Here is a 13,688-nt window from a genome sequence, read left to right as displayed (position 1 = left end):
AATCAGACCGCTATTGAACGAGAGCAAGACGGCCGGCGGGCACCTTGGCATAGTGAATACGATGACCTGGCGCCAACTCGTAGAGATCGCCATTCTCACCGATCAGTTGAACCGGTACGGAGTACTTACGAGCAATCTCGGCATTCGCTTTGATGTGCTCAGGCTCACCATGCAATGGCACCGCAATAATCGGTTGTACCCAAGAGTACATATCGGCTAATTCAGCCTGACAAGGGTGGCCAGATGCATGAATCGGCGTCGAGCTGGTGGCCGATTCAACCACTTTAACTTTGCGCGCTTTAAAACGATCCAACATCCGCTCTACCAACCGCTCATTTCCGGGAATAAGGAACGAACTCATCAACACCAGATCGCCCTCCTCCATTGAAAAATGAGGATAGGAGTCTAGCGCTAAGCGATTCAGTGCTGCACGCTCTTCTCCCTGGCTACCGGTCGCAATCGCGAACACTTCTTCGGCTGGAAGATAACCCAAATGAGACTCATCAATGGGTTCTAGCTCATCAGGCCAGTAACCGGTCATTTTGGCGATGGAGTAGATGTTTTTTAGAGAACGACCAATCAGAGCAAAGCGTCGACCTAAAGCATCTGCTACACGGGCAACTGTGACAAGGCGGGCCAAATTGGAGCTAAAGCAACTGACCACAATTCGACCTTGAACCGACTCCAGCTGTTTCAAAATGCCGCGATAACAGATCGACTCTGATTTCGACATTCCCGGTTTCAGCGCATTGGTCGAATCACAAAGCAGTGCACGAATATTCAGTTTAGAGAGCCCTTTATAGAGTGACTCATCGAACGGCTCACCAATGACTGGGTCATAATCGATTTTCCAGTCGGCGGTGTGCAGTACCGTACCAACAGCCGTTTCAATAAGCAGAGACTGTGCTTCTGGAATCGAGTGCGTAATAGGTAGAAATTCAAGGGTGAAGTTACCGAGAGTAAATCGCTCCCGTTGGTTGATCACATGAATAGGTACTCGGCCATCTAAGCCATGCTGTGCCAGTTTTCTTCTTAGCACCTCTGCCGCGAAAGGCGAAGCGTATACGGGTGCTTTCAAGCGTGGCCAGAGGAACGGCAGAGCTCCCAAGTGATCCTCATGGGCATGGGTTATGACAATTCCCTTAAGGTTCTCTTTTTGACGCGAGATGAACTTGGGGTCGGCTGACACTACAGCTGCAGTGCGGTGCGATTCAGGATCAACCACCTCGTCAAAGGTGACACCACAGTCGATCATGATCCAGTCACCGGCGTGACCGAGAAGATTCATGTTCATACCGATCTCGCCTGAACCCCCTAAGGGCAAAAACCAGAGATCTTCCTGGCCGGGTGAGAGCAGAGCTGATGTTTGATCACTCATGATCAGTGTGGCACCTCAACACGTTGCACTCTGGGTTTTGAAAAGAGAATCACTAACATTAAGCCTGATAGGGTTGTAACCGCGAATCCGATCAGTAGAGGCAGAACAGTGCCATCAAACTGCATGCCGATCAGCGAGCCAACCAAGACACCCAGCAACATGGTAAAGGCCCCAATAGTGCCTGAAGCGACACCTGCGATTTTACCGAAGGGCGCCATTGCCAACGCGTTGAGGTTGCCGAACAACAAGCCAAAAAAGAAGGTCGTAACAATCATCATCAGGATAAACACCTGTAGAGGAACCGTCAGCTGCCAAGCACCAATGACGATCGCCTCTAGCAATGAAATTAGACCCGATAACGCCATGACAAAGATGACCAACTTTCTGAGCTCAAAGCGGTAGACCAGCTTTGAGTTCATGAAAGAGGATATCCCAACCCCAAGCGCCATCATTGCAAAGTAGACCGGAAAGAGTGCGCCAGTATCGTAGATGCCTTGAAGTATCCCCTGTACGGAGACCAAAAAGCCAATCAATGATCCATGTACCAAGCCGCCGGCAAAGGTGTAGATAAACCCTTCGCGGGTCGTCACAACCTGACGCATCGCCTTCATCACTGGTTTAAAGGAGAGAGTCGATTGATGCTCTGGATTAAGCGTCTCCTCTTGGCGTAGAGAAAACCAGATCCAGGCCGCCGTTGTCAGCACCAACAGCATGCCAAACACTGCTCGCCAATCGGCGACAAGCAATACCAGTTGGCCCAGCATAGGGACCACAACGGGACTGAATATAAAGATGGTCATGATCAGTGACATCACACGCGCCATGTCGCGCCCAACGTATTTATCACGCACAATCGCCATGGTAACAACACGCGGACCCGCTGCACCTAACCCCTGTAACACTCGTCCCACCAACATGACCTCAAAGGTCTCTGCAAACAGAGAGATCAGGGTGCCGATCAGCATCAGTGTAAAGCCAAGATAGACCGCAGGCTTTCGACCCCAGGCATCGGCAAGGGGGCCATAGAAAAACTGCCCTACAGCCAGACCCAACATAACGCTAGTAATAACAAACTGATAACGGTTGTTGTCGAGGGCGTTAAGATCAGATCCAATTTCATGCAGGGCAGGCAACATCGCATCGACATAGAGCGCCATTAGACATTGCAAAGCGGCCATCAAGAGCAAAAACTCTGGCTTCACGGGAGATTTGGTGTTCATACCATTCCAAATGACGCGCGTGGCATCAATCGAGTTAAAGAGGTGTACCTACCTCTTCGTCTTCAATCACCTCAGTCTCTTCTGAGGCTAGTTGATACCACTCCATCAACTCTGGGGTCTGCAGCAGCCAATCTCGGTATTGTGAGGCAGGCTCTGTCAGTTCGATCTGATAGGTATGAAAACGAGAAGCAATCGGTGCAAAGAATGCATCTAGTATACCTAAGTCGACTCCCTTCTCGCGAGCATTAATGAACCAAGGATCACTCCAGATCTGATCAATACGCTCAATCTCTGATCGCACCGTCTCAGACACACTGATCGATCGCTGTGCACGGCAGTTCATCGGTAGCGCATGCCTTAGATTGGCAAAACCAGAGTGGACCTCAGAGACTATGGATCTCGTTTTAGCACGATCTTGCAGGGATTCTGGCCAACCTAATCCTGCTAGATGCGCTTCACTGAGGTATTCACAGATTGCTAGGGAATCCCAAACCTGAAGCTCAGAATCGATCAGCACCGGCACACGCCCTGCATCACTGTATTGGGAGAGTTTTTCATGGAAGTCCGACTCAAACAGGGCTAAACGTTCCAGATCAAAATAGAGGCCTGATCGCTTCATAAAAAACCAAGCACGCAGTGACCAGCTTGAGTAGTTGTGGTTACCAATAATCAACTTAAGAGCGGATTGGTTGGATGTGGCTAAATTCCACATGCAGAGGCGCCTCGTTTTTTAAGATATTGTTGATGGTACTCTTCTGCAGGCCAGAAGGTTTGAGCCGGCACAATCTCAGTCACGATAGGGTTCGCAAACACGCCACTGGTTCCAAGAACCGCTTTTGACTGCTCCGCTAAGATGCGTTGCGTATCATCTTGATAAAAGATCGCTGAACGATATTGCGTGCCAACATCAGGTCCCTGTCGATTCAGCGTGGTGGGATCATGCCATTGCCAAAAAGAGTCTAAAAGGGCTTCATACGCGATAAGGTGTTCATCAAATTCGATCTGCACCACCTCGGCATGACCCGTCTGGCCAGTACAGACATCCTGGTAGCTCGGCTGATCGAGAGCACCGCCCATGTAACCCACTTGAGTGCCGGTCACACCCGTCAAATCGGAAAATCGCAGTTCAACACCCCAAAAACAACCTGCAGCAAATGTAGCTAATGCCATACAAACACCTCCAATAATATCGAATGGATGTACGTTACTCTTTCAGAGTGTCGATCAGCACAGAGTGCCACGCAACTCTTTTTTCATCTAAGGTCATCGATGCATGCGCCGGACTGGTCGACGGCAGCTGAAAAAAGTCTATCCCCTTTGCTTTAGCAAACTGATCAAACCCAGCTCGTTTGAATAGCCTCATCGCTGCCCCGCCATTTAAAACAATGCACTTCAACTTGGGCAAGCTCTCGATGAGTTGATCAATTGGATTGTAGTGAACAGTCGATGACTTGATATCTGAATCCAGTGATCCCGGCCGTTCGGCTTCAGCAACGACGTCCCAAAACCCAATCCCACCTTCCAAGGCTGCGGCCAACTTCTGTTCGTAACTCATTGAATTTGGCATCTGCAGCCAGTCACACAGAATAGGCCAAAGCGCATTTCTAGGGTGGGCATAGTACTGCTGCTCAGCGATCGATTTTTTACCAGGCAGTGAGCCTAGGATTAGCAGTTTAGTGCTCGTATTGCAGACTGCGCTAAACGAGTGATCAATCATCCTTTTGGGTCCACTGAAGAATTCCTATATGCTATGGCCTTTCAGCCTAACTAAGCGGTTTTAACAACGCAATGTCGACCTATGCCATCGGAGATATTCAAGGGTGCTATCGAACACTGATCGCCCTACTTGATTCACTCCAATTCAGTGAAGATGACCAGCTATGGATTGCTGGCGATCTGGTTAATCGAGGTCCTGACTCCTTAGAGGTTTTGCGATTTATAAAATCACTTGGACCTCGCGCGCGCATTGTTCTTGGCAATCATGACCTGCACCTGTTAGCACTTGCCTCAGGTGTCGATCGAAAGGTAGGAAAAACATTAAAACCGATCATGCAGGCGCAAGATCGCAATGAGTTACTGAGTTGGCTTATACAACAACCACTGATTCAACGCTGCGACGCCTTAGGCTATGTGATGACCCATGCAGGCATTCCCCACATCTGGTCCTTAGAACAAGCTGAGCAACTGGCGAAAGAGGTGACTGATTGCTTAAACAGCACCCTGTCCGTCCACTATTTCGAACAGATGTATGGCAATAAACCCGCCAAATGGAAAGATGAGATCATTGGCTTCGATCGATTGCGAACGATCACTAACTACTTCACCCGCATGCGCTATATTAAACCCTCTGGTAAATTGGACTTTGACGCAAACGGTGGATTAGACGAACAGCCTGAGGGTTTCCTCCCCTGGTTTGAACTACCGACACAGGTCAGTTCTCACAAACAGATTACCGGTCACTGGGCGGCATTAGGGCTGCGAGTGGCACCCAATCATTACGCTCTCGACACCGGATGTGTTTGGGGCGGAGAGTTAACGGCTTTGAGACTAGAGGATGGATCGATCTTCTCGATCTCAAGCCAAGAGTTAAATCGTTAAGAATGACTAAGGATACTAAATGAATCAATTTAAACACGTCGTTGCAAAAGATGCCCTAGAACTCATTGAGAAAGGCGCCGTTGTAGCCGACATTCGTGATGGACAGAGCTTTGCCAACAATCACATCAAAGGCGCTGTTAATCTAACCAATGACAACCTACAAGAGTTCATCGATAGCCACGAATTCGATTCGCCCATTCTTGTCTGCTGTTACCACGGTATGAGCAGCCAATCTGTAGCCGCTTTCCTTTGTGAGCGTGGCTTTGAAGAGGTCTACAGCATTGATGGCGGTTTTGAACGCTGGGTATTGGCCTTCCCTGAGCACTGCGAAAAAGGTTAACCATGCAGATCTATCTGGTGGGTGGTGCTGTGCGTGACGAACTACTCGGTCTTGAGGTTAAAGACCGAGATTGGGTCGTCGTCGGTGCCACACCAGAAGCGATGCTTGAAGCGGGTTATAGGCCGGTTGGCAGTGACTTTCCCGTCTTCCTCCATCCTGAAACGCACGAAGAGTATGCCTTAGCCAGAACCGAACGCAAAAGTGGCCGCGGCTACAAAGGGTTCACCTTCCATACTGATCCAAGCGTCACCCTGGATGAGGATCTACTCAGGAGAGACCTGACGATTAATGCGATGGCCAAGAGTGATACTGGCGTCATTACCGACCCATTCAACGGCCAAAAAGATCTAAATGCTCGCCTACTCAGGCACGTCTCTGACGCCTTTTTAGAGGATCCCCTCCGCGTACTTCGTGTGGCCCGTTTCCATGCGCGTTTTGCCCACCTTGGTTTCAAAGTCGCACCTGAGACCCTAGCATTAATGCAGGGTATGAGCGCCTCGGGTGAGCTGGACCATCTGACCACAGAGCGGGTTTGGCAGGAGTTTGAGCGAGCGCTAAATACTAAGACACCCAGTCAGTTCTTAACTACCTTAGCAAAGAGTCATGCCAACTACCTGCTGGCACCACTGGACAGGATTGCGTTGCAGGATTTGCATAGCGTCGATAGTCCACTCCTTGAAGCGGCTGAGGAGCGATTTGCTCTGTTGTGCCACCTTGCGAATCTGAGCACCGAGGAGGTTGACGCCTTAGCGCTCAAACTCAAAGTCCCCAACCGTTTCAAATCGCTAGCGATTGCCTTCTCTAGACACTCAGCGACTCTGTCGAATTTCCCAACAGCTGATGCCGAACAAAAACTTCAGTTAATCAACGATCTTAAATTGATCAAGCAACCCACCGCCGCTGAGCCTCTGATCCATATTCACGACGCACTGCAGCAGGATAACCGATTCAACTCTGCTGACTTAGCGACAGCCGTTGAGTCAGTCGCAGCTGTTCAGCCAAAACAGGTGATGGCTGATGGATTCTCGGGTGCCGAGCTAGGATCTGAGTTGCGTCGCAGACAGATTGAGAGATTGTCGACTCTCTCTGCTTAACCCTTCAAAATAACGGCTAGAAAATAACCGATCGAAAGTAACGCGCACAAAAAAGGCCGCTCAATGAGCAGCCTTTAATGATCGATTTTGCTTAAGAGATCTTACCGTGACAGGCTTTGTATTTCTTGCCTGATCCACAAGGACAAGGTTCGTTACGCCCTACTTTACGATCATCACGTTTGAAGGTTGCTGGTTGTTCTTCGCCTTCAATACCGCTATCAGTCTCTTCACCCTGCATTCCCGTCGCAGCATCGTGTTTGAAGTCCATGGCCTGTTTCTCAGCCGCTTCACGACGCTGACGCTCCATCTCTTCAACATCTTCAGGAGCACGCACTTGAACGTGGCTGATGATACGAACAACGTCGGCTTTGATGTTCTCTAGAAGCCCCTGGAACAGTTCAAACGACTCACGTTTGTACTCCTGTTTCGGGTTTTTCTGAGCATAACCACGTAGGTGGATGCCACGACGAAGTAGATCCATCGTCTGCAGGTGCTCTTTCCAAAGCTGGTCCAGCACTTGAAGCATCACTTGCTTCTCGAAATTACGGAAGGATTCGGTTCCGACCAACGCCTCTTTCTGGCGATACACTTCAACGATCTGATCAAGAATGCGTGTGCGCAGTGTCTCTTCGTAGAGGTTATCGTCCTCATCTAGCCACTGCTGAATCGGCATCTCAACGGCAAAGCGTGTTTTGATCTCCTCTTCCAGACCCGGGATATCCCACTGTTCAGAGAGTGACTCAGGTGGAATAAAGGTGCTGATGGTGTCGTTAACCACCTCTTCACGGATCGCATCGATGGTTTCAGAAATATCATCGCTCGACATCAACTCATTGCGCTGATCGTAGATGACGGTACGCTGGTCGTTAGCAACATCATCATACTCAAGAAGCTGCTTACGAATATCGAAGTTTCGGCCTTCCACTTTGCGCTGAGCTTTCTCAATGGCATTGGAGACCATCTTATGCTCAATCGCTTCACCTTTCTCCATACCTAGCGCTTTCATCATGTTACGAACACGATCGGAAGCGAAGATACGCATCAAGTCATCTTCAAGTGACAGGAAGAAACGTGACGAACCTGGATCACCTTGGCGGCCAGCACGACCACGCAACTGGTTATCGATACGACGAGACTCGTGACGCTCAGTACCGATGATGTGCAGACCACCCGCTTCAAGCACCGCTTCATGACGCTTAGACCAATCCGCTTTAGCGGCTTCGATCTGCTCTTCTGTAGCATTTTCACCTAGGGCTACAAGTTCAACTTCAAGCTTACCGCCAAGCATGATATCGGTACCACGACCGGCCATATTGGTTGCAATGGTGACTGCACCTGGACGACCCGCTTCAGCGATGACACCCGCTTCTCGGTCGTGTTGCTTGGCGTTCAGTACGTTATGTTTGATGCCTGCTTTATCAAGCATCTGCGAAAGAAGTTCAGAAGAGCTGACTGACGCAGTACCCACTAGAATTGGGCGTTGCTGCTCTTGGCAGTGCTTAACCTCTTTAACGATCGCTTCGAACTTATCCTCGATCGACAAGTAGACCAGATCGTTGTAATCGATACGTTGAATCGGACGGTTAGTAGGTATTACCACTACGTCCAGACCATAAATTTGACGTAGCTCGAACGCTTCCGTATCCGCTGTACCGGTCATACCCGATAGCTTGTTGTAGAGACGGAAGTAGTTCTGGAAGGTGGTCGACGCTAGGGTTTGGCTCTCCATCTGGATCTCAACACCCTCTTTCGCTTCAACAGCTTGGTGAAGACCTTCTGACCAACGACGGCCCGCCATGATACGACCGGTATGCTCATCGACGATGACAACCTGACCACCCTGAACGATGTAGTCACGATCTTTAACAAACAGGTGGTGTGCGCGAAGTGCCGCTAGGACATGGTGCAGCAGGGTTAGGTTCTGCGGAGCATAGAGACTATCGCCTTCCGCAAGAAGACCCGCTTCGATCAACATGCCTTCAACTTTTTCATGACCCGCTTCGGTCAACTCAACGGTACGGTTCTTCTCATCGACGTGGAAATCTTCATTGATCACCTGCGTCTCATCTTTGACATCAATCTCACCTTCAAATTGAGTCAGATGTGGAATCAGTGTGTTGATCGCTTTGTAGGTTTCTGAACTGTCTTCAGCAGGACCTGAGATGATCAACGGGGTACGTGCTTCATCGATCAGAATCGAGTCCACCTCATCGACCACGGCAAAGTTGAAATCACGCTGAACCTTATCGGTCAGATTGAACGCCATGTTGTCGCGCAGGTAGTCAAAACCAAATTCGTTATTGGTACCGTAGGTAATATCACAGGCATAGGCAGCGCGTTTGGTTTCACCATCCTGACCTGACACAACAACACCCACTGATAGACCCAGTGCTTCGTAGAGTGGACGCATCCACTCTGCATCACGACTTGCAAGATAGTCGTTGACGGTTACGACGTGAACACCTTTGGCAGAGATTGCGTTTAGATAGACCGCAAGCGTAGCGACCAGAGTTTTACCTTCACCGGTGCGCATCTCAGCCACTTTGCCATCATGCAGTGTCATACCACCGATCAACTGAACGTCGAAGTGGCGCATACCCATCACGCGTTTTGACGCTTCTCGACAGTTGGCAAAGGCTTCAGGTAGGAGCTTATCTAGAGACTCTCCCTGTTCGAGTCGCTCTCTAAATTGAGCCGTTTTCTCTTTGATCCCCTCGTCACTGAGTGATTCAAACTCGGGTTCTAGTTCGTTAATTTGTTTAACGATGCGGCCCATACGTTTAAGTTCACGATCGTTTTTACTGCCGAAAATTTTAGAGAGGAAAGAGGTAAGCATGATTGGGTCAACTAGTGAGTCATTATTAATTAAGTTTTTTATGGGGGCACTCAGCCTAAAAACAACCTTTTACTGAGTAAACCCTTAGCTATTTTGCAAAAAAATAGGGCCGATCTAAGTCGGCCCTGTTTTATAACATGTTTTGTTCAATCAGACAGCAGCTGCTGGACGCTGATATGAAATGGGGGCTTTGTGATCGTCAGTTTCGAAGGTCACCACTTCCCATGCAGATTCATCTTCTAGAAGCGTACGAAGCAGACGGTTATTCAGGAAGTGACCTGATTTATCGCCGTAGAACTCACCGATCAAGCTCTTACCGAGTAGGTAGAGATCACCGACTGCATCAAGAATCTTGTGCTTAACGAACTCATCTTCGTAACGAAGGCCATCTTCATTGAGGATACGGTAGTCATCAACAACGATTGCGTTATCAAAGCTGCCACCCAACGCCAAGTTTTGAGAACGTAGGTATTCGATATCACGCATAAAACCAAAAGTACGCGCACGTGCCACCTCTTTAACAAAGGAGGTGCTCGAAAAATCGAGGGCAGCATGCTGAGTACGGTTTTCAAATACTGGGTGATCGAACTCAATCTGAAAGCCGACTTTAAATCCATTGAACGGAAGGAATTTAGCAATCTTACCTTCGTGTTCAACCTGAACCTCTTTAAGGATACGGATGAACTGTTTAGGCGCGTTCTGCTCTTCAATACCGGCAGACTGAACCAAGAAAACAAAAGGAGCGGCACTGCCATCCATAATAGGGACTTCTTCAGCACTCAACTCGATGTAGGCATTATCGATACCAAGTCCCGCCAGAGCAGATAGAAGGTGCTCAATCGTCGCGACACGAGCGCCGCCCATAGAGATGTTGGTAGACAGCGTGGTGTCAGAGACATTGTGCGCAACAGCAGGGATTTCAACCACGGGATCAAGATCCACACGACGGAAGATAATACCCGTATTAACAGGGGCTGGGCGCAAGGTCAGGTAGACTTTTTGACCTGAATGCAGGCCGATACCTGTCGCTTTAATGCTGTTTTTGAGTGTGCGCTGTTTAATCATCCGCGGGGGCAACCAATCCAGTTATGACGTATTAACAGCACATCATAAAGGAAAGCCACCCCGCTTCCTAGCGTTTACTCAAAAAATATTCAGGTTCCGTTCAGCGACGAAGATAGGTCGGAACATCTAAGTAATCGAGATCCGCGTAGGGATCTTCAGGCTCCGGCTTATCCAGCAGAGCTTCAAGATTAGTTCGCTTCAGAATCTCCGGAAGCTCGAACGTATTGATGTCCAATTTCGCTTTAGGCTCTCTGTTTTCAACAACCAACACAGGTTCCGGTATAACGCTCTGCTGAGTAGAACTTAACCCTGTTGCTACAACCGTAACCTTAATCTCGTCTCCCAGAGTTTCATCGACTACCGTGCCGACCACGATAGTGGCATCTTCAGCGGCGTACTCTGCAACCAGATCACCCACTTCCGAAAACTCACCCAGGCTTAGATCTTTGCCTGCCGCTACATTGACCAAGACACCCTTAGCCCCTTTAAGATCAACCCCTTCTAAAAGAGGACTTTGAACCGCCTGCTCTGTCGCAATTCGAGCACGCTCATCACCTAATGCTCTGCCAGTGCCCATCATCGACATGCCCATCTCTGTCATCACAGTACGTACATCGGCAAAGTCGACATTGATCATACCAGGACGAGTGATCAGATCAGAGATGCCCTCGACCGCCCCTTTAAGAACATTATTGGCTTCCGCAAAGGCTTTGATCAACGTCACCTTACTACCAAGCGCGCTCATCAACTTCTCGTTGGGAATTATAATCAACGAGTCAACCGCCTCTTTAAGCTCAGAGATACCCTGATCCGCAATGCGCATTCTGCTCTTGCCTTCAAACTTAAACGGCTTAGTCACGACCGCAACCGTCAGCGCACCCAATTCACGTGCAACCTCGGCAACCACTGGCGCTGCCCCGGTACCTGTACCACCGCCCATGCCGGCCGTAATGAACACCATATCGGCACCCGCCAACTGTTCAGCAATCGCAGCTCGACTCTCTTGAGCCGCGGCACGCCCAACCTCTGGATTAGCACCTGCGCCAAGACCATTGGTCGTTTCGCGACCAATGTGCAGCGCCTCACTCAAAGTAATATCACTCAACGCCTGGGCATCAGTATTCACACAGATAAACTGAACCCCATCCATGGCTTGTGTACGCATATGAGCAACCGCGTTACCGCCGCCACCCCCGATGCCGACCACTTTGATCTTTGCGCCTTCTGCAGCCTGATCAATTAACTGAAACATCTTCTCTCCCCCTTTCAACTCTATTCCCCAATAGAGATGAAGCATTTAAATACCCTCGCTCAAATTCTGCTGATTGAGTCGTGAAAACCTGTTTTAGGAACGCTTGGTTCCTGAACCCTTTTTCCATTTAACCGCCACACCATTGGTGTAACGGATATCAACCTCTTCAATTGACTCTTGCTGCTTAACCAGCTGCGTTTCATAGACCTGTATGAAGCGCCTTAGTCTGGGCATCAGGTCATCTCGACCTGCGACCACTTTGATTCCATTATTGAGATGCAGTGTCCAAGCACCTCGAGACTCCAACTCCAGTCCAGCCAAGGTAATACCCGATCGAATAAACAGTGAGTTTAGATCCCTAAACTGCTGCATAATTCGAACCGTCTCGTGGGACGGTCCTGACAACTCGGGCAGGGCTTGATAAGCATCGACCCTCTCTGGCCAGAAGATGTCACCCTGGTGATTCAATAAGCCTCGATTTCCCCAACGTGCAACAGGAACCTCTTCAATCAACTTCACTTGTAAAGCCGGTGGCCAAGCTCGGCGCACCTCAACTTCATTGATCCATGGCTCCTCAACAAGTCGCTCTTGAATGGCGCCAAGGTCGAGCTCCAAAATGCGTCCATTGATACCCGCTGCTACCTGATTCGCGATGACAGTTTTATCGATGTGACGGGTTGCTCCATCGACAACAACGGTCTCTACAGGACGATTCAACCACTGGGTATACTCGCGAACCGCTGTGAATATCAGTGACAGCAAAATCCCGCAGATGGTCAGTACCAACACCGGCTTCCAGATCCAATCCGACTCATTTGCCACCTCGGACTCAACCAAACGATCAGCTCGCTCAAAGAGGATCTCCGCCTCTTGCGCAGCTGACTGTTGAGTCTCAACGATCTCAGCCACTTGAGTGGGGATCGTTTTTTTCCAAGGTAGGCTGAAGGCCACGACTATCGAGCCTCCATCACAATTTCGACACAGAGTTCACTAAAACTAATTCCGGCCTGTTTTGCCGCCATAGGCACCAGACTGTGATCGGTCATACCCGGTGTGGTATTTACCTCTAACAACTGAAACTGACCCGCTTGATCCATCATCAAATCCACGCGCCCCCAACCACTACAACCGACTACATGGAAAGCCTGCTCAACCAGACCTTGCATCTCTTCGATCTGCTCGTTATCCAAACCGGTATCAAACAGGTATTGAGTGTCATTCGCTTGGTACTTAGCATCGAAGTCGTAAAACTCATGGGGTGTCACAAGGCGAATAATGGGCAGTGCACGGCCATTTAGAATTGCGACGGTGAACTCAGGACCATTGACCCACTGTTCGGCGATCACTCGGCTATCAAACTGAGCCGCCACAGCATAAGCATCACGTAACTCTTGAGCGCTGCTGACACGACTCATGCCAATACTCGACCCCTCATTAGCGGGTTTCACCATCAGAGGCAGTCCGAGATCCTCAACGATCTGATCAAAGTCACTGCTTGGGCAAAGCGACGCATAGGCTGGAGTGGGTAGACCGGCACCTAACCAGAGCTGCTTGGTGCGCATCTTATCCATTCCCACCGCAGAGGCTGCGACGCCGCTGCCGGTGTAAGGCTTATTAATCAGTTCAAGAGCGCCTTGTAGCTGGCCATCTTCTCCACCAGGCCCGTGGACAATCAGAAACGCGCGATCAAATTCGGTTTCGACTAATTGAGTTAATGGGTTCTGTCCATTACCTGTCAAATCCAGTGCGAACGCATCGACACCGGCACTCTGCAGCGCCGCTAATACCGCATTACCACTGTTCAGAGATACCTGACGTTCTGACGCATTGCCACCCATGATAACGGCGACACGACCTAGGCTTTGCAGCTCTTGTTTGGAGTATTTAGTAATCGATTCAGCCATC

13 protein-coding genes are annotated in these 13,688 nt (G+C 49.6%); 3 read left to right on the top strand and 10 right to left on the bottom strand.

Features of this window, described 5'->3' with window-relative positions:
* Positions 1 to 10 precede the first annotated feature (10 nt).
* From XMD564_RS07735 to XMD564_RS07715, 5 genes are read right to left on the bottom strand one after another with little or no spacing between them, the layout of a single operon-like run.
* Positions 11 to 1,378 carry a ribonuclease J gene (locus XMD564_RS07735; protein WP_173481262.1) on the bottom strand — a complete coding sequence of 456 codons (1,368 nt, stop codon included), beginning with the start codon at positions 1,376 to 1,378 and terminating at the stop codon, positions 11 to 13.
* 2 nt (positions 1,379 to 1,380) lie between these two features.
* Positions 1,381 to 2,598 (bottom strand): multidrug effflux MFS transporter, encoded by a 1,218-nt coding sequence (locus XMD564_RS07730; protein ID WP_173484344.1) that lies wholly within the window; start codon positions 2,596 to 2,598, stop codon positions 1,381 to 1,383.
* A gap of 34 nt (positions 2,599 to 2,632) precedes the next feature.
* Positions 2,633 to 3,310, bottom strand: a complete 678-nt coding sequence (locus tag XMD564_RS07725) for a glutathione S-transferase (protein ID WP_173481264.1) — start codon at positions 3,308 to 3,310, stop codon at positions 2,633 to 2,635.
* Positions 3,298 to 3,768 carry a peptide-methionine (S)-S-oxide reductase MsrA gene (gene msrA, locus XMD564_RS07720; protein ID WP_173481265.1) on the bottom strand — a complete coding sequence of 157 codons (471 nt, stop codon included), beginning with the start codon at positions 3,766 to 3,768 and terminating at the stop codon, positions 3,298 to 3,300. Before msrA ends, XMD564_RS07725 begins: the two co-directional genes overlap by 13 nt.
* A 34-nt stretch (positions 3,769 to 3,802) precedes the next feature.
* Positions 3,803 to 4,315 (bottom strand): DNA-deoxyinosine glycosylase, encoded by a 513-nt coding sequence (locus tag XMD564_RS07715; RefSeq protein ID WP_173483060.1) that lies wholly within the window; start codon positions 4,313 to 4,315, stop codon positions 3,803 to 3,805.
* Between the two features lie 71 nt (positions 4,316 to 4,386).
* Here XMD564_RS07715 and XMD564_RS07710 point away from each other — a divergent pair, with 71 nt between their 5' ends.
* From XMD564_RS07710 to XMD564_RS07700, 3 genes are read left to right on the top strand one after another with little or no spacing between them, the layout of a single operon-like run.
* Positions 4,387 to 5,196 carry a symmetrical bis(5'-nucleosyl)-tetraphosphatase gene (locus tag XMD564_RS07710; RefSeq protein WP_173481267.1) on the top strand — a complete coding sequence of 270 codons (810 nt, stop codon included), beginning with the start codon at positions 4,387 to 4,389 and terminating at the stop codon, positions 5,194 to 5,196.
* A 19-nt stretch (positions 5,197 to 5,215) separates the two neighbouring features.
* On the top strand, positions 5,216 to 5,536 hold the full coding sequence (glpE, locus tag XMD564_RS07705; RefSeq protein ID WP_173508097.1) for a thiosulfate sulfurtransferase GlpE: 321 nt from the start codon (positions 5,216 to 5,218) through the stop codon (positions 5,534 to 5,536).
* Between the two features lie 2 nt (positions 5,537 to 5,538).
* Entirely contained in the window at positions 5,539 to 6,630 is a 1,092-nt protein-coding gene (locus XMD564_RS07700) for a hypothetical protein (protein WP_173481269.1), read from the top strand.
* A gap of 91 nt (positions 6,631 to 6,721) precedes the next feature.
* Here XMD564_RS07700 and secA read toward each other — a convergent pair whose 3' ends face one another.
* From secA to XMD564_RS07675, 5 genes are all read right to left on the bottom strand, one after another.
* Positions 6,722 to 9,466, bottom strand: a complete 2,745-nt coding sequence (gene secA, locus XMD564_RS07695) for a preprotein translocase subunit SecA (protein WP_173494858.1) — start codon at positions 9,464 to 9,466, stop codon at positions 6,722 to 6,724.
* Positions 9,467 to 9,616: 150 nt separating this feature from the next.
* Positions 9,617 to 10,531 carry a UDP-3-O-acyl-N-acetylglucosamine deacetylase gene (gene lpxC, locus XMD564_RS07690; RefSeq protein WP_173481271.1) on the bottom strand — a complete coding sequence of 305 codons (915 nt, stop codon included), beginning with the start codon at positions 10,529 to 10,531 and terminating at the stop codon, positions 9,617 to 9,619.
* 100 nt (positions 10,532 to 10,631) lie between these two features.
* Positions 10,632 to 11,783 (bottom strand): cell division protein FtsZ, encoded by a 1,152-nt coding sequence (ftsZ, locus tag XMD564_RS07685; protein WP_173483061.1) that lies wholly within the window; start codon positions 11,781 to 11,783, stop codon positions 10,632 to 10,634.
* Positions 11,784 to 11,876: 93 nt separating this feature from the next.
* Positions 11,877 to 12,734: a cell division protein FtsQ/DivIB gene (locus XMD564_RS07680; RefSeq protein WP_371731526.1), complete on the bottom strand. Its 858-nt coding sequence runs from the start codon at positions 12,732 to 12,734 to the stop codon at positions 11,877 to 11,879.
* Between the two features lie 2 nt (positions 12,735 to 12,736).
* Positions 12,737 to 13,687: a D-alanine--D-alanine ligase gene (locus XMD564_RS07675; protein WP_173484340.1), complete on the bottom strand. Its 951-nt coding sequence runs from the start codon at positions 13,685 to 13,687 to the stop codon at positions 12,737 to 12,739.
* Between the last annotated feature and the right edge of the window lies 1 nt (position 13,688).

The organism is Marinobacterium sp. xm-d-564, from assembly GCF_013283345.1.
Lineage (GTDB): Bacteria > Pseudomonadota > Gammaproteobacteria > Pseudomonadales > Balneatricaceae > Marinobacterium_E.
This window is presented reverse-complemented; position numbering and strand designations above follow the sequence as displayed.